General features: G+C 38.7%; 24 protein-coding genes. 18 read left to right on the top strand and 6 right to left on the bottom strand.

The genetic code is table 11. From position 1 onward, the window contains the following. Positions 1–99: 99 nt before the first annotated feature. The 7 genes from ADM90_RS17500 (at position 100) to prmA (ending at position 8,192) form a co-directional block, all read left to right on the top strand. Complete coding sequence (locus tag ADM90_RS17500) at positions 100–948, top strand: DUF4179 domain-containing protein (protein ID WP_053996721.1); 849 nt, start codon at positions 100–102, stop codon at positions 946–948. A 171-nt stretch (positions 949–1,119) separates the two neighbouring features. Further along, on the top strand, positions 1,120–2,265 hold the full coding sequence (hemW, locus tag ADM90_RS17495) for a radical SAM family heme chaperone HemW (RefSeq protein ID WP_053996201.1): 1,146 nt from the start codon (positions 1,120–1,122) through the stop codon (positions 2,263–2,265). A gap of 89 nt (positions 2,266–2,354) precedes the next feature. Further along, positions 2,355–3,386 carry a heat-inducible transcriptional repressor HrcA gene (gene hrcA / locus ADM90_RS17490; protein ID WP_053996200.1) on the top strand — a complete coding sequence of 344 codons (1,032 nt, stop codon included), beginning with the start codon at positions 2,355–2,357 and terminating at the stop codon, positions 3,384–3,386. A gap of 14 nt (positions 3,387–3,400) precedes the next feature. Next, a complete protein-coding gene (gene grpE / locus ADM90_RS17485; protein ID WP_053996199.1) occupies positions 3,401–3,982 on the top strand; it encodes a nucleotide exchange factor GrpE in 582 nt (193 codons plus the stop codon). Between the two features lie 75 nt (positions 3,983–4,057). Continuing rightward, entirely contained in the window at positions 4,058–5,893 is a 1,836-nt protein-coding gene (gene dnaK / locus ADM90_RS17480) for a molecular chaperone DnaK (RefSeq protein WP_053996198.1), read from the top strand. Between the two features lie 214 nt (positions 5,894–6,107). Continuing rightward, a complete protein-coding gene (dnaJ, locus tag ADM90_RS17475) occupies positions 6,108–7,229 on the top strand; it encodes a molecular chaperone DnaJ (RefSeq protein ID WP_053996197.1) in 1,122 nt (373 codons plus the stop codon). Positions 7,230–7,250: 21 nt separating this feature from the next. Further along, a complete protein-coding gene (prmA, locus tag ADM90_RS17470; protein WP_053996196.1) occupies positions 7,251–8,192 on the top strand; it encodes a 50S ribosomal protein L11 methyltransferase in 942 nt (313 codons plus the stop codon). 539 nt (positions 8,193–8,731) lie between these two features. Here the strand turns inward: prmA and ADM90_RS17465 are convergent. Next, complete coding sequence (locus tag ADM90_RS17465) at positions 8,732–9,970, bottom strand: IS110 family RNA-guided transposase (RefSeq protein ID WP_053995080.1); 1,239 nt, start codon at positions 9,968–9,970, stop codon at positions 8,732–8,734. Positions 9,971–10,591: 621 nt separating this feature from the next. On the opposite strand from ADM90_RS17465, the gene ADM90_RS17455 reads away from it, so the two are divergent. From ADM90_RS17455 to ADM90_RS17445, 3 genes are all read left to right on the top strand, one after another. Further along, positions 10,592–11,527 carry a hypothetical protein gene (locus ADM90_RS17455; protein ID WP_053996194.1) on the top strand — a complete coding sequence of 312 codons (936 nt, stop codon included), beginning with the start codon at positions 10,592–10,594 and terminating at the stop codon, positions 11,525–11,527. A 273-nt stretch (positions 11,528–11,800) separates the two neighbouring features. Beyond that, positions 11,801–12,517 (top strand): hypothetical protein, encoded by a 717-nt coding sequence (locus ADM90_RS17450; RefSeq protein ID WP_053996193.1) that lies wholly within the window; start codon positions 11,801–11,803, stop codon positions 12,515–12,517. Between the two features lie 329 nt (positions 12,518–12,846). Beyond that, positions 12,847–13,584 (top strand): 16S rRNA (uracil(1498)-N(3))-methyltransferase, encoded by a 738-nt coding sequence (locus ADM90_RS17445; protein WP_053996192.1) that lies wholly within the window; start codon positions 12,847–12,849, stop codon positions 13,582–13,584. A 94-nt stretch (positions 13,585–13,678) separates the two neighbouring features. Here ADM90_RS17445 and ADM90_RS17440 read toward each other — a convergent pair whose 3' ends face one another. From ADM90_RS17440 to mtaB, 5 genes are all read right to left on the bottom strand, one after another. Next, entirely contained in the window at positions 13,679–14,248 is a 570-nt protein-coding gene (locus tag ADM90_RS17440) for a manganese catalase family protein (RefSeq protein WP_053996191.1), read from the bottom strand. A gap of 24 nt (positions 14,249–14,272) precedes the next feature. After that, a complete protein-coding gene (locus ADM90_RS17435) occupies positions 14,273–14,539 on the bottom strand; it encodes a spore coat protein CotJB (protein WP_053996190.1) in 267 nt (88 codons plus the stop codon). Next, complete coding sequence (locus ADM90_RS17430) at positions 14,532–14,759, bottom strand: spore coat associated protein CotJA (protein WP_053996189.1); 228 nt, start codon at positions 14,757–14,759, stop codon at positions 14,532–14,534. Before ADM90_RS17430 ends, ADM90_RS17435 begins: the two co-directional genes overlap by 8 nt. Before the next feature lie 141 nt (positions 14,760–14,900). Further along, complete coding sequence (deoC, locus tag ADM90_RS17425) at positions 14,901–15,572, bottom strand: deoxyribose-phosphate aldolase (RefSeq protein ID WP_053996188.1); 672 nt, start codon at positions 15,570–15,572, stop codon at positions 14,901–14,903. A 141-nt stretch (positions 15,573–15,713) separates the two neighbouring features. Next, positions 15,714–17,060 (bottom strand): tRNA (N(6)-L-threonylcarbamoyladenosine(37)-C(2))-methylthiotransferase MtaB, encoded by a 1,347-nt coding sequence (gene mtaB, locus ADM90_RS17420; protein ID WP_053996187.1) that lies wholly within the window; start codon positions 17,058–17,060, stop codon positions 15,714–15,716. 386 nt (positions 17,061–17,446) lie between these two features. Between mtaB and rpsU the strand changes: the two genes are divergently transcribed. The 8 genes from rpsU (at position 17,447) to ADM90_RS17380 (ending at position 25,618) form a co-directional block, all read left to right on the top strand. Further along, positions 17,447–17,620 (top strand): 30S ribosomal protein S21, encoded by a 174-nt coding sequence (gene rpsU / locus ADM90_RS17415; protein ID WP_004227078.1) that lies wholly within the window; start codon positions 17,447–17,449, stop codon positions 17,618–17,620. 290 nt (positions 17,621–17,910) lie between these two features. After that, on the top strand, positions 17,911–19,239 hold the full coding sequence (locus ADM90_RS17410; RefSeq protein WP_053996186.1) for an NfeD family protein: 1,329 nt from the start codon (positions 17,911–17,913) through the stop codon (positions 19,237–19,239). 2 nt (positions 19,240–19,241) lie between these two features. Continuing rightward, complete coding sequence (floA, locus tag ADM90_RS17405) at positions 19,242–20,246, top strand: flotillin-like protein FloA (RefSeq protein ID WP_053996185.1); 1,005 nt, start codon at positions 19,242–19,244, stop codon at positions 20,244–20,246. A gap of 25 nt (positions 20,247–20,271) precedes the next feature. Beyond that, positions 20,272–20,742: a hypothetical protein gene (locus tag ADM90_RS17400; RefSeq protein WP_053996184.1), complete on the top strand. Its 471-nt coding sequence runs from the start codon at positions 20,272–20,274 to the stop codon at positions 20,740–20,742. Between the two features lie 54 nt (positions 20,743–20,796). Then, on the top strand, positions 20,797–21,045 hold the full coding sequence (locus tag ADM90_RS17395) for a hypothetical protein (protein WP_053996183.1): 249 nt from the start codon (positions 20,797–20,799) through the stop codon (positions 21,043–21,045). A 1-nt stretch (position 21,046) separates the two neighbouring features. Beyond that, a complete protein-coding gene (locus ADM90_RS17390) occupies positions 21,047–22,159 on the top strand; it encodes a sporulation protein YqfD (protein ID WP_053996182.1) in 1,113 nt (370 codons plus the stop codon). Between the two features lie 2 nt (positions 22,160–22,161). Further along, the gene (locus ADM90_RS17385) at positions 22,162–23,118 is read left to right on the top strand and encodes a PhoH family protein (RefSeq protein WP_053996181.1); all 957 of its coding nucleotides are present in this window, start codon (positions 22,162–22,164) and stop codon (positions 23,116–23,118) included. 379 nt (positions 23,119–23,497) lie between these two features. Beyond that, a complete protein-coding gene (locus tag ADM90_RS17380; protein ID WP_053996180.1) occupies positions 23,498–25,618 on the top strand; it encodes an HD family phosphohydrolase in 2,121 nt (706 codons plus the stop codon). Positions 25,619–25,621: the final 3 nt, after the last annotated feature.

Genomic DNA, 25,621 nt, shown 5'->3' with positions numbered 1-25,621 from the left:
ATAGCGAATTTACTCCAACCTCCTATTCACTACAGGTTATATAATGCTCCATTACTAACTACAATAAGTCATAACTATTTTTAAAAAGAGGTGTACATGTTGGCTAATGATATGCTTCGAGTTGTCGATCTGGATAAGGAAAATCGAGGACGCAAGAAATGGATGATGGCTGTATTCCTTTTATTGATAGTTACTAGTGGCGCTTTGCTGTATTTGTGGTGGGATAAGGAAGTAGCGTTTGAAGCCTACAAAACGGATGTAGAGAAAACCTCTAAAAATAGCTTAGGACGTTTAACATTACATGAAGTAATTATTGATGACAATCAAATTTTATTAAATGCAACGTTTGAACCTGTGAAGACGTTTACTTCAGAGCATCAGATATTTTTCTTTCCACAAATACTTATCAATGGTAAAGATTATATGGTTCGCAATGGAGGTCAGTCTATTGCACAGTCTACTGAAGCATATACCATTTATAATAGTGTAAAGATGGACAATTTACCGAAAGATGATCACTTAAAATTGGACATTCGTTATAAAGATTGGAACGTAGAAACACCGATTGAAGAGCCATGGGAATTTCAAGTGGAGGCTTCACAAGAGCAATTACAGGAAGATCGCCATGTTTTTACGGTAGAAAAAAAAGTCAAGCATGTCGATCAACAGGAAATAACGATTGACAGAGTGGTGTCAACACCCATTTCGACAACGATTTACTTTTATGCAGAGCAACGTCTTGTCAATGATGCAATGCCATTTAAAATTCAATCAAAGGGAGGGAAGACATGGCTTTTTAAAGAGCCTTATTCATTAAATGATGAAGGGACTAAGTGGGGCATTCGCGTGGATGCACTTTATTTAACAGAGAAACATTATAAGCTCTTTCCTGTCGATATGGATGGTAATAAGCTTGGTCCAGCTCTTACAATAAAGAAAGATGACTAATAAATATTAGATAAAAGTATGCTAGAGTGATAGGTTTTAGCATACTTTTTTACTTGGAATAAAAAGGGGGTATAGACGTGTAAAGCTTACTAGATGGATTCATAGCGTTCCTTGTATGGATTGGTTATAATGTAAAAATGGAAAAGACTTAACAAGAAAGAAGGGATTGCTATGGCACGAGGTATTTACATTCACATTCCTTTCTGTCATCAAATCTGTAATTATTGCGATTTCAATAAATTTTATTTTAAACATCAACCTGTCGATGAATATATAGAAGCATTGGGGCAAGAGATGGCGCTTGCTACAGCAAAATATCCTAAACATTTTCGTCATATTGACACAATTTTTCTTGGCGGAGGTACACCAACCGCTTTATCACCCAAGCAATTGGACAAGTTGCTAACACTGATTCAGATGTATATTCCATTGGAGAGTGTGACAGAATTTACATCAGAGGCTAACCCAGATGAACTGTCAGCAGATAAGCTACAAGTATTGTTTGACGGTGGCGTGAATCGTTTAAGTATGGGTGTGCAATCCTTCGACCAAGGGCTATTACAAAAAATTGGCCGTACCCACAGTAATGAGCATGTCTATGAAACAATCGCCTTGGCTAAAAAAATTGGCTTCCACAATATTAGCATTGATTTAATGTATGGCTTGCCAGGACAAACAATGGCGCAATGGCAGGACTCATTAGGGCAAGCATTGGCGCTTGATTTGCCGCATTTTTCAGCGTACTCCCTTATTGTGGAGCCAAAAACGATTTTCTATAATCAGTATGCAAAGGGTAAGCTGCATTTGCCAACGGAAGATTTAGAGGCAGATATGTATGATGTGTTAATGCAGCAGATGGAGTTACAAGGACTTCAGCAATATGAAATCAGTAATTTTGCAAAGGCTGGTTTTGAATCAGGCCACAATAAAATTTACTGGGATAATGATGAATATGCAGGTTTTGGTGCTGGCGCTCATGGTTATCTAGCAGGTGTACGCTATTCGAATCATGGTCCATTAAAAAAATATATGGATGCTGTTTTAGCAGGGGAGCTCCCAATTGTACAGCAGCATACTGTAACGCAAACTGAGAAAAGGGAAGAGCAAATGTTTTTAGGGCTGCGTAAAACAGAAGGTGTTGTGCACAAAATATATGAAGAAAAATTTCAAGCACCCATGACGGTACATTATCCTACAGTTATTGAAAATTTAGTAGCAAAAGGTCTTTTAGAACACGATCATAAAGGAATTCGTCTAACAAGAAAAGGGCGTTTTGTAGGAAATGAAGTATTTCAACAATTTTTATTAGAAGATTGAGCGATTTCATTGACATAAAAAGTGGGATTTGATAACTTAATAATAGTATTAGCACTCCTCTTAGTTGAGTGCTAACAGAGGTGATAATCATGCTAACAAATCGGCAATTACAAATATTGCAAGTAATTGTAGATGATTTTATTATGTCTGCACAGCCGGTAGGTTCTCGCCAGATCTCCAAAAAACAAGGGATTACATTTAGTCCAGCCACTATACGAAATGAAATGGCGGATTTAGAGGAACTAGGATTTTTAGAAAAAACCCATACTTCCTCTGGTCGAGTGCCTTCAGAAAAGGGTTACAGATTTTATGTAGATCATTTGTTGCGTCCACAAGGCATTAACTCAAGGGACATTCAACAAATCCAATCAATTTTTAATGACCGTCTTGTAGAAGTAGAGCATATTATCCGAAAGTCAGCCAATATTTTATCAGAGCTGACATCATATACGTCTATACTTTTAGGGCCCGATGTTCAACGACATCGTGTCAAACGTTTTTCCATTGTTCCTCTTTCTAGCGATACAGCAGTAGCCATTATCGTGACAAATAGAGGACATGTTGAAAATCGTATGTTTACTTTACCACCTGATGTTACGGCTGCTGATTTAGAAAAAATGGTTAATATTTTAAATGAGCGTTTAATCGGTGTGTCCTTAGAGGATATTCATAAAATGCTTGAGGCTGAGGTGCTAGCCGTTTTACAGCAGCATGTTCGATCAGCGGATGATTTTATTCATACACTTGTGACAGCAACGATGCATAATTCAGAAAGTAAAATTTTCTATGGTGGTAAAACCAATATGTTTAATCAGCCAGAATTCCATGATTTGAATAAAGTCCGCATGATTTTGGACTTGATGGAGACGACTAGCCAGGTGCAGTCACTTTTCCATCCAAATGAATCAGGTATTCATATTCGGATAGGCTCAGAAAATAAACAACTAGAAATGGAAAATTGCAGTGTCATTACCACGACTTACTCAATTGGTGATGATCAGCAGGGAGCAATTGCTATTATTGGTCCAACACGCATGGATTATAAGCGTGTCGTGGCTTTATTAGATGTAATGCGTCTGGATCTAACGCAGGCCTTTACAAAAAATTTGAATGAGGAATAATGAGGAGGATTCAAGTGACGGAAACAACTGAAAACAAAGATCTAGTACAAGAACAACAAGATGTACAGGCTGATACTACTGCAGAAAATGTAGAACAAGCAGAGGTACAAGAAGAAACAGCAGAATTATCAATAGAAGAGCAGTATGAGGCAAAGCTTGCTGAACTACAAGCTAAGCTGGAGGATGAGGAAAATCGTCATCTACGCCTACGTGCTGACTTTGATAACATGCGTCGCCGCCAGCAACTAGATCGTGAGGCTGCTGAAAAATATCGAGCACAGAGCTTACTCTCTGATTTATTGCCAGTCCTTGATAATTTTGAGCGGGCTTTACAGGTGGAAACAACTTCTGAAGAGGCAGCGTCTATTATTAAAGGCATTGATATGGTCTATCGCTCCTTAATAGAAGCAACAGAAAAAGAAGGCCTGCAAGTGATTAAAGCAGAAGGTGAGCCATTTGATCCAAATGTACATCAAGCTGTTATGCAGGAACAGGATAGTGAAAAAGAAACAGGAATTGTTTTACGCGAGCTGCAAAAAGGCTATCTATTAAAAGATCGTGTATTACGCCCAACAATGGTATCTGTGAACGAATAGTCATTGCACTATTTTATCAATTATAGTTAGTGAGAAAACGCATCCATTGCGTTGACATAATAGGAGGAAATTTTAATGAGCAAAATTATTGGTATTGACTTAGGAACAACAAACTCTTGCGTTTCTGTACTTGAAGGTGGAGAGCCAAAAGTAATTCCAAACCCAGAAGGTAACCGTACAACACCATCTGTTGTGGCGTTTAAAAACGGTGAGCGTCAAGTTGGGGAAGTGGCGAAACGTCAATCAGTAACAAATCCAAACACAATTATTTCGATCAAATCAAAAATGGGTACAGCTGACAAAGTAAAAGTGGAAGATAAAGAATACACACCACAAGAAGTATCTGCTATGATTCTTCAATACTTAAAAGGCTATGCAGAAGATTACTTAGGTGAAAAAGTAACAAAAGCAGTTATTACAGTACCTGCTTACTTTAACGATGCACAGCGCCAAGCGACAAAAGATGCTGGTAAAATTGCTGGTCTTGAAGTAGAACGTATTATCAATGAGCCAACAGCAGCGGCACTTGCATATGGCTTAGACAAGCAAGATCAAGATCAAAAAGTACTTGTATTTGACCTTGGTGGTGGTACATTTGACGTATCTATCCTTGAGCTAGGTGATGGTGTCTTTGAAGTATTAGCAACTGCTGGTGACAACAAACTAGGTGGCGATGATTTCGATGATGCGGTAATCGAATATCTTGTTGCTGAATTTAAAAAAGAAAATGGCATTGACTTATCAAAAGATAAAATGGCGATGCAACGTTTAAAAGATGCAGCTGAAAAAGCGAAAAAAGATTTATCTGGTGTTACATCTACACAAATCTCTTTACCATTCATTACAGCTGGTGAAGCAGGTCCATTACACTTAGAGATTTCTTTAACACGTGCGAAATTTGACGAAATTACATTACCATTAGTAAATCGTACAGTAGGTCCAGTACGTCAAGCATTATCAGATGCAGGTCTTTCTACTTCTGAAATTGACCAAGTTATTTTAGTTGGTGGTTCTACACGTATTCCAGCAGTACAAGAAGCGGTACGTAAAGAAACAGCTAAAGAGCCGCACCGTGGTGTAAACCCTGATGAGGTTGTTGCAATGGGTGCTGCAGTACAAGGTGGTGTCTTAACAGGTGATGTAAAAGATGTTGTATTACTTGACGTAACACCACTTTCACTTGGTATTGAAACAATGGGTGGCGTGTTCACAAAATTAATTGACCGTAACACGACAATTCCTACTTCAAAATCACAAGTATTCTCTACAGCAGCTGATAACCAACCAGCAGTAGATATTCATGTATTACAAGGTGAACGCTCAATGGCAGCTGACAATAAAACATTAGGTCGCTTCCAATTAGCAGATATTCCACCAGCACCACGTGGTGTACCACAAATCGAAGTAACATTCGATATTGATAAAAATGGTATCGTATCTGTAAAGGCAAAAGACCTTGGTACAAACAAAGAACAAACAATTGTGATCCAATCTGATTCAGGCTTATCAGAGGAAGATATTGAACGCATGGTGAAAGACGCAGAAGCGAATGCTGAAGCAGATGCTAAACGTAAAGAAGAAGCAGATCTTCGTAACGAAGCTGACCAATTGGTATTCCAAGTGGACAAAACAATTGCTGACCTAGGCGAGCAAATTACAGAAGACGAGAAAAAATCTGTAGAAGATGCTCGTGATGAATTGAAAAAAGCGCTTGAAGCTGGTGAGTTAGAAGGCATTAAAGCAGCAAAAGAAAAATTAGAAGGCGTATTACAACCATTGGTAATGAAAGTGTATGAGCAAGCGGCAGCAGCAGCTCAGGCTGCACAAGGCGGTGAAGCAGGTGCAGACACTGACAAAAAAGATGATGGTGTTGTAGATGCTGACTTTGAAGAAGTAAAAGACGATAAATAAGAATAAACAGCACAGTTAAGTGAAAAAGCCAAAGACCGCTTGCGGCTTTGGCTTTTCTTATTGTAAGGTTACGATGAGTAAATAACACCATTGGCAAAATCATTGTGTATGCTAACAAAATTTTATGCTTATCAATGATTCATTAAAAAAATAAGACAGTTTTATCGACTGCATGGTACAATAGATTTTATGCAAATAGAGCGGAGTGTGAATAATGGAAAAACGCGATTATTACGAGGTGCTGGGTTTAACAAAATCGGCTTCAAAAGATGACATTAAAAAAGCATATCGTAAATTATCAAAGCAATACCATCCTGACCTTAATAAAGAGCCAGGTGCAGATGAAAAATTCAAAGAAATCGCTGAAGCATATGAAGTATTAAGTGATGATGAGAAAAAAGCACGCTACGACCAATTTGGTCATGAAGACCCAAATGCAGGCTTTGGTGGTGGCTTCGGAGGCGGCGGCTTTGGCGGCTTCGAGGATATTTTCAGTTCATTCTTTGGCGGTGGCGGTGGTCGCCGACAAGATCCGAATGCACCACGTAAAGGCGATGACCTGCAATATCGTATGAACATCAAATTTGAGGAAGCTGTTTTTGGAAAAGAGACAGAAATTGAAATTCCAAAGGATGAAACATGTGATACATGTCATGGCTCAGGTGCAAAGCCAGGTACTCAACCTGAAACATGTTCGACATGTAAGGGTGCTGGTCAGATCAATCAAGCGGTCGATACACCATTTGGACGTATGATGAACCGCCGTACATGTTCAACATGTCATGGTACAGGTAAAATTATTAAAGAAAAATGTTCAACATGCCATGGAGAAGGAAAAGTTCAAAAGCGCAAGAAAATTAAAGTAACCATCCCAGCCGGTGTTGATGATGGTCAACAAATTCGCGTATCTGGTCAAGGTGAACCAGGTATAAACGGCGGTCCAGCAGGCGATTTATATATTATGTTCCGCGTGCAAGGGCATAAAGATTTTGAGCGTGATGGCGACGATATTTACTTTGAGCTAAAACTGACATTCCCACAAGCATCTCTTGGTGATGAGATTGAAGTACCAACTGTTCATGGTAAGGTAAAATTACGTATTCCAGCAGGTACACAATCAGGCGCTCAATTCCGTCTAAAAGATAAGGGAATTAAAAATGTTCATGGTTATGGCATGGGTAATCAATATGTAATTGTAAAAGTAGTAACACCCGAAAAGTTAACAGAAAGACAAAAACAATTACTACGTGAATTTGCGGAAATTAGTGGTGATATTCCTGAAGAGCAAGGTAGTTCACTATTCGATAAAATTAAGAAAAAATTCCAAGGCGAATAATTAGAGGAGCTGAAGAGCTACGTGAAGTGGTCAGAGTTATCCATTCATACAAAAAATGAAGCGGTAGAAGCAATTTCAAATATTTTGCATGAAGCAGGTGCAAGTGGCGTAGTTATTGAAGATTCTGCAGAATTTGCGAAGCCACGTGAAGATCAGTATGGTGAAATTTATGCGCTAAATGAAGAGGATTTCCCAAAAGACGGTGTAATTGTCAAAGCCTATTTACCAGAGTCTAGTTTTTTAAATGAAACAGTCGAAGAAATTAAAGCAGCCGTTACAAATCTGACCAACTTTAATATTGATATTGGTGAAAATATTGTTTCGATTGTTGAGGTCAATGAGGAAGATTGGGCAACTGCTTGGAAGCAATACTATCATCCTGTCAAAATTTCTGAGCGCTTTACCATTGTACCAACATGGGAGGACTATACACCTGTGTCAACAGATGAGCTAATTATTGAATTAGATCCAGGAATGGCATTTGGTACAGGTACACATCCAACAACGGTGATGTGTTTACAAGGACTGGAGAAAGTGATCCGAGAGGACGATACAGTGATTGATATCGGCACAGGCTCGGGCGTATTGTCAATTGGTGCAGCATTGCTTGGTGCTAAAAGCGTGCATGCCCTCGATTTAGACGAGGTAGCTGTACGTGCAGCACAAGAAAATATTGCGTTGAATAAAGTTGAAGATCAGGTAGCAGTATTCCATGGCAACCTATTAGATACTGTCAAAGAGCCAGCGGATGTGGTCGTGGCAAATATTTTGGCAGAAATTATTATGTCCTTCACTGACGACGCCTATACAATTGTGAAACCAGGTGGATTATATGTCACTTCAGGTATCATCGCTGCAAAACGTGATGATGTCAAAGCTGCCCTAGTAGCATCGGGCTTTATCATTGAAGAAGTATTACTAATGGAGGACTGGGTCGCCATCATCGCCCGTCGTCCACAATAAATTAATGGGGAAAACGCCAAAGGTAAGAAATCTTAATTTCTTATAGTTGGCGTTTTTTATATTCCTTAAAAAATAACACACTAATTGAAACTAATAGCGTCTAATCCTTTATAAGCTGCTGTTTTTGCCAGTTGTATTTAGAGAAAGAACGTGTATTTTTTCAAGATCATAAAGATTACATAGTGATGTACTATTGTCGAAATAGAACGAAATTTGATGTACAAAAGAATATTTTCTTTTTTTAAATAAAGATATAATAAAGATGAGATAAGTATACCTTTTATATTACATTTTAGGGAATATTTATCGCGTGTATTTTGTTTCTTTTTCACACATTGCTTTGAGGTAATAAAAAATTTTATAATTGAGCCCAGTGGTGAAATGTCAACCATAAAAAACATCAAAATTGGAAATTCCTAAGTGCGAAAGCTTATTCATCGCCACTTTAAGGCGCACTCAAATAAACCTCACGTTTTCCAACTTAAAAAGTTAAAAAATGGAAGTTGCAAATTAACTAAAGAAAAGCGAGAAAGTGTTCGTTATTCTCTCCTTTCTTCTTTGGGCGTGTACAGCTGTTTCGTGCGTAGTAGCGAATGCACGAGCCGTACAAGTTTTCTAGCGGTTAAGACGAGAGCGCGTTTGTGTTGATGCTTGGTTACTTCTTGATATTTCTTTTGATAAAAGGCTTTATATTCGGTGTCATGTTTTCGTATGGCGTCTGAAGCTTGTACAAGATAATAGCGTAAATACTTATTGCCGGTTCGCATCCGACTGGTGTTTTCAGACTCATATTCACCTGATTGATGCTGTGTCCATACGAAACCTGCGTATTTCGCTAAAGCGTGGTGATCATCAAAACGATGGATATCGCCAATCTCTGCGATTAAGCCCGCTGCGTACACGGGACCGATGCCTTTTACTGATGTTAATGTTTGCGGAATACCTTTCATCATGCGTTCGATTTCTTTATCTAAACGCTTTACTTGGGTTTCCATGTGCTGAATCGTGCTCAGAATGACTGATAAAGAAAGATTGACGGGATCCGCCATCACTTTATCTAAACGATAGGAATTGCGAGCGAGCTGCTTGAGATATTTCGCCATCTCCTCTGGCGCCACAAAACGATTTTTGCCTTTCTCTTGTAGGAACTCTACGAGCTCCTCTAAAGGCATATCGGCAATGATACCTGGATCTAGTTCTTCTATCACCGCGACACTTGTCGCACCGAATGTATCGGAGAACGGATTATCTTGGCGTAAGCCACTAAATTTTAAGTACAGTTGATTTAACATGTATGTTTTATTACGGGCAATTTCATGGACTAAATGGAAGCGCGTGCGTGTTAATCGACGAAGTGCATCGTAAATTAAGGTTTCTTGCATTTCATGTGGCAATCGTCCAAAGCGTAGATGATCCGCAATAACCCAGGCGTCTATTTTGTCGTTTTTCGGTAACATATCATAGCCCTTCTTAAAACGGGAAACTTTACGTGCGTTGAGCATATAAATCGCTGTTTGAAGATGTGGTACTACTTTCTTACATTGTGCTTTTAAGTAATGGGCAAGGTGCCAACTATATTGATCCGTGGCTTCCATCCCAATTTTTAATTGATCTGTTTGATTTTTTTCCGCTGTTCGTATAATTTTTTGAATCAAGGTGTCCGCACCTTCTACATCATTTCGAACAGAAAAATCAGCGAGTGTGTGACCCTCTCCATGCATGAAATGGACATGATGGGAGCGCAAACTCACGTCAATACCGACTAGCATTTGTGACATGCCAATCACCTCCTAAAGGGGGAATTAATCAAGATACACGCAGACCTGGGTGCCCAGTCGAATCATCGATGTCTGCCTCGTGATGAGCAATCGCATGGAGAAGACCATAATTGAGCGCTACACTCTCTTCAATCATTGCGTCGCAGCCAGTGGTTAGACCTTCCATAATGAACGATGGGTAGCAGGCTTATGAAGCAGTACACATGCGTGTCCGCAAGGAGGAAAAGCTATTTCCTGCGAATACCTTGTCCGTTCCATTGTCTCATGGGCACAGTCTGAGTGAAATAAAAGTTGTCATAAAAAAGGACGAAGTACTGAAATGGAGCCTCCTCCATCCTTCGCCCTTGTGCTATAAAATTGGGTTAAAAAAGTGTATGACAAATAAACAGGCAAGCACCTGTGAGCAATACTTTAAGAAAAGATGATAAATAATGAAAATAGTGATTTCCTTTTGGCTCCCTCGGTCAAACCAGGGGCAAACAGGTAAAACATAAAACAGGAGTGAGGGAGCCAATTGGCGACCACTTCCTATAGGAAATCCAACAGATCCTCCAGCTGTCCGGATCAACTGGAAATTCTATCGGAAAGAGCTCTTACTACTAATATACGAGGAGGAATAAAATGAAAAAATGTTTTATTAAACCATTCTTATTTTTCACAATCTTTATTATAACGATGCCTTTTATCTCATTAAAAGTGCAAGCAAATGAACAAAACGAAGAAAAAGAAGAGATTTTTTACACAAATTTAAATGGGGTGGAGTTGACTAAAAAGCAATATAATAATCTTTTGAGAGGATTCGATGAGGATACAATAGCAACAATGGAAATAGAAATGTCTGATAATTTTAAAAATAATGATAGTTTATTGAGAGATGACACTATCATCTATGTTAAAGTTGAAAGAACATATTTAAATGGTATGGTCATAGATTCAACAGAAACAACTGTTTCAGAGGAAGAGTATTTAAATTCTGACTTAAGTAAAGAAGTTTTAGCAAATGATGTAATTCTTAGCTTAATGTCTAGTGGCAATACAGGACAACCAACCCATGAAACAACTTATAAAAAGATTAAAATTTCTGTAGTTCACAGTAGTTTAAGTGATAAAGCTGTAACTTTGACTAATGAATGGAAACAACTTCCTGCTATTAGATCATATGATGTATTAGCTATTATTCCTTATAATAATTCTGGAGGAACTATGGTATCTACTAAAAGTGGTTATCAAAAGTGGGACGGTAACACGATAAATTATTCTTCAAGCTCTGGAAATTTTAAAACTAGTAATGGAGGGGTAGGTTTATCACAAAAATTAGAATCTGGAGCGTCAACTTCTATTACAAATTCACTAACAGTGTATTTTTTGAATTCAGGCAATCCATTTACTGCAAGAGGAAGTTATCAACATGCTACATCTAACATTACTTTATCGCAATCTCAGAATTACACTTTAAGTTCAAGTGGCATGGGAGGAGTAATTTCTTTTAATTCATCAGTTGCTTCTTATTTTGATGATACCCAAGGTGTTCAAATTACTAGTTACCGACCTTTTTAGCAAAGAATTAAAACAACGAGTTAATGCATGAGAATACAAATTCTGAATAAATGACAGTAAACTTTATAGGATGAATTTAATCTGAAATATCTAGTGAGAGTGTTGTCGTACATGCATTTCATAATAAAATTATTTATTGTCATAACTAAATTGTGAAATGGATTTATGAAAAATGGAGTATTTTTACTATTAAAATTTTTTGTGGATCAAGGTTAATATTTATATATCATCATGAAGTAGTAAAATGATTGAAGAAAGGATGGAGATAAAGATATGCAGAAAAAACTGAAGCGACAATCCACTTCACTCATTCTACTTCTTATTTTTCTCTTAATCATTGTAACTGTTATCTTTGTTTTGGTACACAGAGTAAAGTTATACAATCAATATGAAGCTTCTTTGACAGGAACAGAGGTTTTTCAGTACGAAGTTCGTGAGTATCATAATGAGCCACGCAATAGTATGTTGACAATAGATCAGCAGTTATTCTTTACAGTAGATAAAGGCTATTATTTATTAGATGATAGTGACCATGGTGCTAGTTACCAATTTCAGGATGAACAGAAATATATCACAATAAATTTTATAAAATATGATGCTGATAATCCAGTTATTGGAGGTATGACTGGCATTAATGGGAGTGATGTACTAAGTGAACAAGCTGTCCATGCAATTTTGAAAGATAGACAAATTTACAATAGTACGGATCTGTTGTTACATGCAATTGAGTATTTTGAAAAAGAGAAGGTAACTTTTTTTTCTCCTAAGAAAAAGTTAGAAGAAAGTATTTTTTTTAATAGCTTGATACAAGATCTAGTACGTTTAGGAAACGTTGAAAAAATAGCAGGAAATATACAGGGGCTTAGCTATTCAGAAGATAATAGCTTTTTGATTGCTAATGGCAATAAATCGTATTATATAAGCTTTATAGGAAATCATAGTGCAGAGGAAATAGATAGATTTTTAAATAATATAGTAATCAAAAATTAGAAAAAATATCTATTTTATAGTGATAGTATTGATGAAAAATTTCACTCCTTTCTGTGAGATACGATTTTCATGTCAAGATCATTGCTATTGGAACAATTTTATTAGTACATGAGTGATTTCGTTGACGAAAAATGTGGGATTTGATAATTTTATACTAGGGTTAGCACTTACTCAAAAAGTAATTATAGTGTTATTGAAGCATTTAGTTGAAAGACTGGGTCGCCATCATCGCCCGTCGTCCACAATAAATTGACTGAGAAAGCGCCAAATCATGAGCCGAGTGCTTGTGATTTGGTGTTTTCTCTTCTTTATGGAAAGGAATGTGTATTATGCAGCGTTATTTTATTGAAACCTCTATTCAAGCCGCACGAATCAGTGGAGAAGACGCCCGTCATATTGAACGAGTCATGCGAATGAAAGAAGGTGACAAAATAGTAGTAGTAGCACAAGAAAATGCTCATATTTGTACAATTGCAGCCTTTGCTGGAGATGAGGTAATTGTACAGCCTACAGGGGAGATTATTCCTTCTTCAGAGCTGCCTGTTCATGTTACAGTGGCCTGTGGTTTGCCAAAGGGAGATAAGCTAGAACTGATTACGCAAAAGGCGACTGAGCTTGGCATGTTTGCTTTACTACCATTTGAGGCTGAACGTTCGATTGTGAAGTGGGATAAGAAAAAGGGGGCAAAAAAGCAAGAGCGATTACAAAAAATTGCAAAAGAAGCAGCAGAGCAAGCCCATCGTACAGTTATTCCAAAAGTATATGAACCCATTGCCTTCCAACAATTAGTACAGCAAGCTCAAAATTTTGATGCAATTTTTATTGCCGATGAAGAGGATGCTAAGGCTGATAAGCGCACAAGCTTTGCGTACAAGCTACAGCAAATAAAAGCACAGCAGGCGAAATCCATACTGATTATTTTTGGACCAGAGGGGGGCATTGCACGTAAAGAAGTGGAGGCTCTGCTACAGGTAGGTGCTCAACCGATGTCACTAGGTCCAAGAATTTTACGAGCAGAAACAGCCCCACTCTATGCTCTATCTGCTATTTCGTATGAATTTGAGTAGGAAAAAACCTTGCCATTAACTCATCTATCTATGGGTTAATCAAATAAAAAAGGCTGTTTCAAGTTTTTCTTGATACAGCCAAGTACTTATTTCATTAGAAAACTTTTTTCTTATCTCGGTCATCCTTTAAAATTTCAACAGCCTCTCTAAAGCGCTGGGAATGGACAATCTCTCGTTCTCGTAAAAATTTCAGGCTATCGTTTAAATCGGTATCATCAGATAAGTCAATAATCCATTGATAAGTGGCACGAGCCTTTTCTTCCGCTGCAATATCCTCATATAAATCAGCGATTGGATCACCTTTTGCCTGAATATAGGTTGCTGTAAATGGTACACCAGAGGCATTTTGATAAAATAATGCTCGATCATGATTAACATAATGATCCCCTAATCCTGCTTCCTTGAGCATTTCAGGCGTAGCATCCTTCGTAAGCTTATAAATCATCGTTGCAATCATTTCCAAATGCGAAAATTCCTCTGTTGCGATATCGGTTAATAGCCCAACCACTTTATCGGGAATCGTATAGCGCTGATTCATATAGCGTAGCGCAGCCGCTAGCTCCCCATCTGCACCCCCATATTGCTCAATTAAAAACTTAGCAAGCATAGGGTTACAGGTACTCACTTTTACAGGATATTGGAGCTTTTTTTCATAATACCACACAGCTTATTCCTCCTAGTCATATGTTTAGACCTGCCATGGCCATGGCGTATCAATCCAATTAAAAGGATAATTGGAATAGCTTCTCCCAAAATTCATCAGCGGACCATATTTTTGTTCAAAGTCAATTTTCAGCTTCATGCTTTTCTCTGTATATTCATTAAATTGCTGAATAGCATCATAATCGTGGGGATGGGTATCTAAATAGAGATTTAATTCAACAATTACGAAGTCAATAGCCTGTATTTCCTCTAATTGCTTATAAAATTCGGGCGGCATCTTTTTGTTAGTCATGCTTTGTCCCTCCTTTTATCGGAAATGGATAAGGGCTAAATAGTTGTGGCCATAATGTTCCAGCCATTAGAGCCTCTCTAGGTGTTTGAAATTGGGGCAATCCGTATGGTTGAAAACCCATGTATAATTGTGGGGGTGTTGCAAAATACTTTACTTCAATGGGTTTACAGGGGTCGAAAGGGCTAATATAAGGCCTCCAATACTTATACTGCGTAAACATTGCATCCTCCCTTCTGTTATTCAATTCGTCTGTGGAGTATATGAGACTAAAAATTTGTTTATTCATTCATCACCAATAAAATAAGCCCTAAGCTCTTGCAAAAGACAGCAGGAGCTTAGGGTTTACAACAGTAAAATATAATTAATAATTGGAATCAGCAATTAAGCCTTTCATAATGGCTACACCAGAGCTTGCGCCAATACGAGTGGCACCAGCTTCCACCATTTTTTTCATGTCCTCTAAGCTACGGACGCCTCCTGAAGCTTTTACACCAAGCTCAGGACCTACTGTTTTACGCATAAGGGCAATATCCTCTACTGTTGCACCACCAGTAGAAAAACCAGTTGATGTTTTGACAAAATCAGCGCCTGCTGCTACTGCTAATTCACACGCTTTTACTTTTTCTTCATCTGTTAATAAGCATGTTTCGATAATCACTTTGACAAGTGCGTTATCTTTCGCTGCTTCTACGACTGCTGCGATATCAGCTTGTACAAGGTCATAGTTTTTATCTTTTAATGCGCTTATATTAATGACCATATCTACCTCTTGTGCACCGTTAGCGATGGCATCCTTTGCCTCCAATGCTTTGACAGCTGGTGTATTGGCGCCAAGTGGGAATCCAATAACTGTACACACTAAAACGTCTGAGCCGTGTAAAAGCTCACTGCTGTGCTTCACCCATGTTGGATTGACACAGACAGAGGCGAAGTTAAATTGTTTTGCTTCTGCGCAAAGCTTGTCAATTTGTTCCTTTGTAGTCTCAGCTTTTAATAGTGTGTGGTCAATCATACGTGCAAAATTTTGTTCCATTTTAAGACACTCCCTTATCACTCAAGATGTACGTACCTCTTCGCATCATACCACTTTTCAACGTCTACGTCTAATTTCTTGTTGAATAGCCAATCTATCGTAAAAAAGGGTTGCCTAGAAAACAGGCAACCCTTCTTCCTATTAGTGAACTGTTTCTAACAGACGAACAAATTGGCCTTTAGAATGTGGATAGCCTGCCTGAGTAATTTTTACCTTTACAAGCTGGCCAATTAAGTCTTCGGAGCCTTCAAACACTACTTTTAAATAATTATCTGTATAGCCTGTTAAAAGACCTTCTTCGCTGCCATCATGCACAAATTCTTCAGGGATTACTTCTAACACCTGATCTTCGAAACGACAAGCATACTCCTTTGCTAATTGGTCATTTAAAGCAATTAAACGATGGACACGTTCATTTTTAATATCTTCATCAATTTGGTCTTCCATACGTGCAGCTGGCGTTCCTGTACGTGGAGAGAATGGGAAGACATGTAGCTCAGAAAATTTATGGTCACGAATAAAGTTGTGTGTTTCCATAAATTCCTCTTCTGTCTCCCCTGGGAACCCCACAATAACATCAGATGTAACAGCTAAATCAGGCAGTGCCTCATGTAGCTTCGTTAACCGTTCGCTGAAAAATGCCATTGTGTATTTACGACGCATACGCTTTAACACGGTATCAGAGCCAGATTGGATTGGAATGTGTAAATGATTAACGACAATGTTGGATTCACGCAGCACATCAATCACTTCATCTGTTAATTGACTTGCTTCAATGGACGAGATACGAAGACGTTTTAAACCTTTTACATTCGCCTCTAAATCGCGCAATAATTGAGCTAGATTATAATCCTTTAAGTCTTGTCCATAGCCACCTGTATGAATCCCTGTTAAAACAATTTCGAGATAGCCAGCATCTACTAATTGCTGTGCTTGATGGACTACTTCTTGTGGGTCACGAGAGCGCATTAAGCCGCGTGCCCACGGAATAATACAAAATGTACAGAAGTTATTGCAGCCTTCCTGTATTTTTAATGAAGCACGTGTACGGTCCGTAAATGCGGGTACATCTAATTCCTCATAGACACGATTTTTCATAATATTACGCACAGCATTAATTGGTTGACGTTCAGCACGATATTGCTCAATATAGCCTAGTAATTTTGTACGATCTTGTGTGCCTACTACAATATCAACACCAGGAATCGCCATAATTTCTGCTGGGGATGTTTGTGCATAGCATCCTGTGACACAAATTACAGCATCAGGATTTTGACGAATAGCTCGACGAATAACCTGCCGTGACTTTTTATCGCCAGTATTGGTAACTGTACAAGTATTAATGACATAAACATCTGCTTGTTGATCAAATTCTGTACGTTTATAGCCTTCCTCTTTAAACAGCTGCCAAATCGCCTCTGTCTCATAATGATTTACCTTACAACCTAGAGTATGGAAACTCACGATTTTTGATCGCTCGTTACTCATAATATATATCATCCTTTCAATTACACGTTGTACCTTTGCGCTTTAGCCAGCCTTTAATTTTTATTTGCTACATGTTTTATAATAACACTGATTTATGATAACATATTTGATTTAAAATCAATACTTTAATGAATGATTTCAATATGACTATGAGCAAAGAATTCTTTTAAACAGTGGAATATCATAGACATAGAATAAAATGGATGCTGTAGTGAGGAAGTGAAGACAAAGATCAAGCAAATGACATAACACCGAAAATTCATTTGATAATTTCGCACACTTTCTATTGACCATTATTAGACAATACGATATAATTTTTTAGTACACAACAGAAGGTAATTTGCCTAATTGTGTATTGACGTGTGTTCGGAGGGAGGGAAAGAGAGATGTCAAAAACTGTCGTTCGCAAAAACGAATCGCTTGAAGATGCTCTTCGCCGCTTCAAACGTACTGTATCAAAAAGTGGTACAATTCAGGAAGTTAGAAAGCGCGAGTTCTACGAAAAACCTAGCGTAAAACGTAAAAAGAAATCAGAAGCTGCACGTAAACGTAAGTGGTAATTTAATTTCCCATTAAAAATCCCTACGTTCATAACACGCAATTGTATGATTCATTGAGCAGACAACGTTATACCTGAAATTAATCATGTTTGTGATTAGTTTCAGGTATTTTACATTGCTCTATTTTACGTACATATGAAAAAAGCCGAATGCACTTTTGTTGATGCATTCGGCTTTTTTATGTCACACTATAGGTAGATCGCATATTAAAAAATTTTAAGATTTGTGAAACTTTTTACATGATCAGCCGTATATAGAGTAGAGAAGCGTGTTAGAAGGGAGGGAAAAAGGTGCGAAAAGGGAGAATCCTCAGTTACTTACTGGTGATTTGGATGGCTCTTTTGTTAGCGTTTCCATTAACTTCGGCGTTTGCCACTAGCAAGGTTTATCACATTCCTATTCATAATGAAGTGGAACGAGGGCTTCATGCATTTTTAGAACGAGCTTTTAAAGAGGCTGAAGAAAACCACGCGAAGGCGATTATCTTAGATATACATACGCCTGGCGGTTTTGTGAATGCAGCAGGTGAGATCGCCAAGCTTATGGATGCTACAGATTTACGGACAATTGCGTATATCAATAGAGATGCGCATTCCGCAGGTGCTTTTTTAGCCTTACATGCAGAGGAAATCTATATGGTCCCCAATGGCACAATTGGTGCAGCGGCAGTCATTGATTCGGCAGGGAACGCAGCCGATTTAAAAGCCAAAAGTGCGTGGAATGCGCAAATGCAGGCAGCAGCAGAAACATCAGGTCGCAATCCCAAATATGCATTAGCAATGGCAGATTCTACTTATGATCTTCCTGAATATCGTGCGGGTGGAGAGAATTTATTAACTTTATCAGCGTCAGAAGCGTTAAAAGTCAAGTACTCTGAAGGAACAGTTCATAATTTTCAGGAGCTTTTAGAGGTAACAAAGCTAGATGGTAGTGATATTGTGTCAATTGAACCAACGTTTACAGAAAAGCTTGCCCGTTTTATTACAAACCCTATTATTGTACCAATTTTATTGTCTGTCGCGAGTTTGGGGCTTGTTATGGAATTATATTCGCCAGGCTTCGGGGTGCCAGGTATAATGGGGCTGTCAGCTTTAGGGTTATTTTTCTTTGGACATCTGGTTGCAGGCTTTGCTGGCTATGAAACCTTATTGTTATTTATTATTGGTTTGGCGCTGATCATTGCGGAGTTTTTTGTCCCCGGTGGTATTGTCGGTATTTTAGGTGGCGTACTTATATTACTAAGTCTTATACTGGCAGGTGCAAATATGATGCAAATGGTAACAGCAATTTTCATTGCGCTTGTGATCGCAATGATAGGAATGGTGATCCTGATGAAATTATTTGGTAAAAAGTTACATGTTTTAAATAAGCTTGTATTAATGGATGCAACGACGACTGAAGAAGGGTATGTGTCCAATGTTAATCGCACCGAATTGTTAGGGCAAGTGGGCAAAACACTGACACCACTACGTCCCTCAGGCACAATGGTCTTTGGTAATGAACGCATTGACGTCGTATCAGAGGGTGGCTATATTGATGTCAATAAGCATGTAGAAATTGTTAAAGTAGAAGGCTCACGCATTGTCGTGAGACCAACAGAAAAAGAGATGGAGGCATAAAAATGGGTTTTGATTTAGCTTTAATAGCTCCAATTGCGGGACTGGTTATTTTATTCATTGTTCTCGCGGTATTCTTTACCTTTGTTCCAGTGGCACTGTGGATTTCTGCACTAGCTGCAGGTGTTCGCGTTAGTATTTTTACATTAATTGGGATGCGCTTGCGTCGCGTAATTCCTTCTCGTATTGTTAATCCATTGATTAAGGCACATAAGGCAGGTTTACCTGTGACGATTAATCAATTAGAGAGTCACTATTTAGCAGGCGGTAATGTCGACCGTGTTGTCAACGCTTTAATTGCAGCGCATCGTGCTAATATTGAGCTATCGTTTGAGCGTTGTGCAGCGATTGATTTAGCTGGTCGTGATGTATTAGAGGCTGTACAAATGTCCGTTAATCCAAAAGTGATTGAAACACCATTTATTGCAGGGGTAGCCATGAATGGGATTGAAGTAAAAGCAAAGGCACGTATTACTGTGCGTGCAAATATTGAGCGTTTAGTCGGCGGTGCTGGTGAAGAAACCGTGATTGCCCGTGTCGGAGAAGGGATTGTTTCGACAATTGGTTCTGCCAATATGCATACAGAAGTTTTAGAAAATCCTGATATGATTTCACAAACGGTATTATCGAAAGGCTTAGATTCAGGAACTGCCTTTGAAATTTTATCCATTGATATTGCTGATGTAGATATCGGTAAGAACATTGGTGCGGAATTACAAATTGAACAAGCACAGGCAGATAAAAATATTGCTCAAGCAAAGGCGGAAGAACGTCGTGCAATGGCTGTAGCAAATGAGCAGGAAATGATTGCCCGTGTGCAAGAGATGAAGGCGAAAGTAGTAGAGGCTGAAGCGGAAGTACCACAAGCAATGGCAGAGGCATTACGCTCAGGCAATTTGGGGATTATGGATTACATGAACTATCGCAATATTCAAGCTGATACAGCAATGCGTGACTCCATTTCAAAGGTGGGCACTGATAAATCAGAAACAAATGAACCAAATGCCTAAAAACGGAAAGGGGCGGAACTAGCATATGGAACAATTAATTATCTTTGCAATAATTGCCATAGTTAGCTCTATTTTCGGGAAAGCTAAAAATAAAAAACCAGAAAAGCAGACAGCTCCTCAGAAAAATACGTATGCAGAGCCTCCTGCTTCCGAGAAGACGCTGCATCGTACGGAGAAAACGCAAAGCTTTGAAGACTTTGCCCGTGAGTTTATAGGCGATTGGATCCCATCAACTGAAAGTGTGGAAGAGTCTAAAGAAATTGTCGAAGAGCAGGAAAAAAAGGCTGTACCAAGCTATGTAGCTCCACCAGTTGTACCACCTGAAGTACCAAGCCGTTCTACGCAGCGAGACAGCATAGGACGTTTGGCAGCGGGGAAAAAAGAAGCAGCAAGGACAGCTCATTCGACTTTCCAAATACCGAGATCTAAAAATGCACTGATGCAAGCGGTTGTAATGGCTGAAGTCCTAGGGCCTCCAAAAGCAAAAAGAAAATAACAAGTATGTCCTCCTTTTTCGTTGCATATATTGCCGAAGAAGGAGGCATTTTTTATGAGAAAATTATTTCAATTAACGCCACTACTTGAATTGTTAGAATACGAATCATTAAAAATTATTGGACCTTATCGTTTTATCCATGCAGATGCTACGACCTGTTCGTTTGTGTATGCAGATTATCATATCACTGTAAATGCAGATTCAGTGACGATTAATGCTCTTAAAGAAGAAATGCTTCATCTCTCTGTTGACAATCTACAGGAGCTTCATATGAAAAAGACAAAAAATACGGGTGTGAGCTAATATGTGGAATAATCGGCCAATTATTATACGTATAAAACGCCATGAAAATGTTCATCCTTTTATTCAAACATTGCACGCTCAGCATGTACCTTTAAAGCGTGTAGTCTTTCGTGAACAAGAGGTTTCCTTTGAAACAACAATGCATTATTTACCGAAAATTCGCCGAGTTCGAAGACGTTTTCGCTTGAAGATGACCGTTTTTTATGCTGATGAGCTCCAAGTCGTTCGTACACAGCTTTGGACGTTACTTGGCATGGCTTTGATGATGATTATTCCGTTATTATGTGCGCAAGTTATTTGGCGAGTTGATATTGAAGCAGCAACACCTGAAATAGAGGAGCGTCTTGGTAAGACCTTTCAAGATATCTTCCATATAACAACACCATTATCTAAAAAAAATATACCGTCCAATACGATGATACGGCAAAAGCTATTAGAGCAGCATCGAGAGCTTTCATGGGTGCATATTGATAAACATGGTGGACGTATCATTCTTAGACCACAGGAATCACCTAAACAAACAGAGCAATCAAGTGACAAGCTAGCCTCGCATTTACTAGCAACGAAAAGCGGTGTGATTACGCATTTTAATATCCAAAATGGCGAGCGTAAAATTTCTGTTAATGATACAGCTTATGAGGGAGATGTTCTCGTTAGCGGTGTGATTGACAGTGGCACAGAGCAGGTTTTTGTGGGAGCAAAAGGAGAGGTTTTTGCGGATTATTGGCTTGAGTGCTCGTTTAAAATACCAACAAAAATTACACTGGAAACCTTACAGCAAAAGCAGTGGCGCGTATTGATAAAGGGGATTCACCAAGAGCAGGTGGAGTATGTGCAAAAAAAGGATTTACCGAATTGGCTAGATCCATATGTTTCAATTGTAGAGGAGCAACAAACGAAAACCATGCAAGTAGAGCTTGATGAATCAAAAATAGAATCGTTGCTAATACCGCTACTTCATGAAAAAGTATTACGTTCATTGCCTGCAAAAACGATAATTAAAAAAGAAAACCTTTTACAGGCAAAGTGGGGGAATGGTACAGTTGAAGGGAAAGTTCTATTTTTAATCAATGAGAACATTGCAAATCCAATACAAGGCCTACAAGGAGAATGATTATGTCAGAACAGTTAACTGTATTACAGGTAGATAATCCAAACGAAGCGGTGATGCTACTCGGTATTTCCGATGCCAATATGAAATTAATTGAAGAGGCACTTCATGTTCACATTATTACACGTGGTGAACAAATTCAACTTGCAGGTGAGGAGAATGCTAAGGAACAGGCAACACTTCTGCTGCATGCATTATTAAAGGTTATTCGCAAAGGCATCAACATCGATCAACGTGATGTCACAACAGCGATCGAAATGACACAAAAAGGAACAATTGAATATTTCGCAGAACTATACGATGAAGAAATAGCACGCACGACAAAGGGAAAATCGATTCGTGCAAAAACAATTGGTCAACGAGAATACATACAAGCAATCCGTCATAAAGACGTTGTTTTCGGTATTGGTCCAGCAGGTACTGGGAAAACGTATTTAGCAGTAGTGATGGCAACACAAGCGCTAAAAAATGGACATGTAAAACGCATTATTTTAACACGTCCAGCGGTTGAAGCAGGAGAGTCTCTAGGGTTTCTTCCAGGTGATTTAAAGGAAAAGGTAGATCCTTATCTAAGACCGCTCTATGACGCTTTAAACGATATTTACGGGGCAGAACAGACACAGCGCCTAATTGAGCGAGGTACAATTGAAATCGCCCCATTAGCCTATATGCGGGGTCGTACACTAGACGATGCCTTTGTCATTTTAGATGAAGCACAAAATACAACACACCAACAAATGAAAATGTTTTTAACGCGTCTAGGTTTTGGCTCGAAAATGGTGATTACAGGTGATAAAACACAAATTGACTTACCAAAAAATATGGAATCAGGATTAATTGTCGCTGAACGTACATTAAAATACGTAAAATCCATCCATTTCCAAATATTAGAACAAGGCGATGTCGTACGTCACCCAATCGTTGCTAAAATCATCCAAGCTTACGAAGAGCAGCAATTGTAAAATTGCGCTTTTGCGCAATTTTACAATCTGCCCCGAAAGCGCTAGCGGCAGGGGCAACAAGGTGTTAGTCTGTCCTGAAAGCGAATCGACAGACAGAGGCAGCAATCTGTCCCGAAAATAGCAGGTAATCCATTTAGCTGAGAAATCGCTCAAATCCAAATGGTATGTGATCTATGGAGCCATGAAGCCGCTCAATCATCAGACAAAAGTGCTCAATGTGTCGACTGTTCGATTATGGATAAATCGGATTTTATCAAAATATGGAAAAAGTTGTGACAGCTATGCGAAATTGTATAGCTGTTTTTTGCTTTCTTATACATTTTTCGAGAAAAATGTATGTTGAATTGGTATGATAGTAGGTAGATAGAGGAGGTGCCAAATGGAGAAACAACTTCGGAAATTTACAGAGCTTATCGGTTTTCGTTACTTTATCATCATCATTCTCATTTTAACAGGAGCTCTACAGTTTGCGTTTATGTATGGCAATGTTAAAGGAGTAACATATGATTTTAAACCACTACAGCTTGCGCCTGAAACAGTACGATCTACTAAAACAATTGAAGACACCTATAAGACACAGCAAGAGCGGGAAAGAGCCGCAAATGCAGTAGAGCCTGTCTATCAATTTTCGGAGGATGTCGCCAAGCAAAGGGCCGCGATCATTACATCATTATTCGACTATGTTCTTGAAGTGAAAAAGGATGTAGCTGATAGTAAAGAACCGATTCCAGTTGTCGATCAAGTTACGCAGCTCCGTAAAAAATTTGAATCCATTGATGAAGGTCAAATGCCCTTAAACTTTACGGATTCACAGCTAGAAGGTCTTCTCACACAAAGTGAAGCGGATTTGACTCGGACAAGTACGCAGCTATCTAAATCTGTAGAAGAATATTTACAAAAATCCATAAGACCAGAAAATGTCTTTGTTGCGCAAAATGATTTTGAAGCGACAATTCGAGGACAACGTGGTTATCCTGATAGAATATTTAATACGGTTGTGTTAATTGCCCGCACAAGTATTATTGAGAACGAAACGATCAGTGAGGAACAAACGAAGGCTAGAAAAGAGCAGGCAAAAGAAAGTGTCGAGCCTACACGTATTTTGCAAGGACAAATTATTGTGCAGGAAGGACAAATAATTGATAACGAGGCTTATCGCCAATTAGAGTTATTAGGAATGATTAGTAATAAGACATCCTTAAAGCCAATTGCAGGACTTATTATTCTAACTCTATTGCAAATGATGTTTATGTTTATTTTATTTGAGCGTTGGCAGGCTGACGAACGGAAAAAACGCAATGCATTGTTAGTAACAGTGATTGTTTATAGTTTATCTATTTTGCTGATGAAATTTATTAGCTTAGTGGCAGGAGGCTTTGATGTAACAATTGCGTTTTTATTCCCAACAGCATTGGCGACGATGCTTGTACGCTTGTTAGCAGATGAGCGTACGGCTGTCCTTGTCACCGCGCTGACAGCTGCTTCTGCGGGTGTTATTTTCCAAGAGGGCTATTCATCCGTGATGCAAATGGAAATCACGCTTTATATTATTTTTGGCGGGTTTGCAAGTTTATTCTTTTTGCGTAATGTGGAAAAACGCTCACACATTTTACAGGCAGTTGGTGTGATTTCCTTTGTGAACCTGGCTTTTATCGCTTTTTACTTACTAATGACACAATCGTCCTATGACTTAAAAGAGTTGATCTTTTACTTGATTGCAGCTCTGCTATCGGCTTTGCTTTCAGGAGCGTTAACAATGGGGCTTTTACCATTCTTTGAATCAGCATTTGGGTTATTATCATCTTTACGTTTAATCGAGCTATCCAATCCAAACCATCCATTATTAAAAAAATTACTAATGGAAGCGCCAGGAACATATCATCACAGTGTGATGGTGGCAAACTTAGCGGAGGCTGCTTGTGAAGAAATAGGCGCAGACGGTTTATTAGCACGTGTTGGCTGTTACTATCATGATATTGGGAAAACTAAGCGACCTGCCTTTTTTATTGAAAATCAGATGTCAGGCATTAATCCGCACGATTCATTGCCACCTGAAACAAGCGCCGAAATTATTATTGCGCATACAACAGATGGAGCGGATATGCTTCAGCACTATAAAATGCCGCAGGAAATTATTGATATTGCCTTACAGCATCATGGGACAAGCTTGTTAAAATTCTTCTGGTATAAAGCGAAGGAAGAAGGAGAAAGTATGGATGAGGCGAAGTTCCGCTATCCAGGGCCAAAGCCACAAACAAAGGAAGCAGCTGTTATTAGTGTTGCGGATAGTGTGGAGGCGGCGGTGCGTTCCATGAAGGAGCCAAATGCTGAGAAAATTCGTAAGCTAGTACGAGCCATTATTGATGATCGCGTACAGGATAATCAGTTTGATGAATGCGATATTTCTATAAAAGAGTTAAAATGTATAGAGCGGGTACTTTGTGAAACGATGAATGGTATATTCCATTCACGTATTGAATATCCAAAGGCAGATAAGTAGGAG

The organism is Lysinibacillus macroides (assembly GCF_001281525.1).
In the GTDB taxonomy this organism is placed as follows: Bacteria; Bacillota; Bacilli; order Bacillales_A; family Planococcaceae; genus Lysinibacillus; species Lysinibacillus macroides.
The sequence above is the reverse complement of the archived record's forward strand: the minus strand, read 5'-3'. Positions and strand labels throughout refer to the sequence as shown.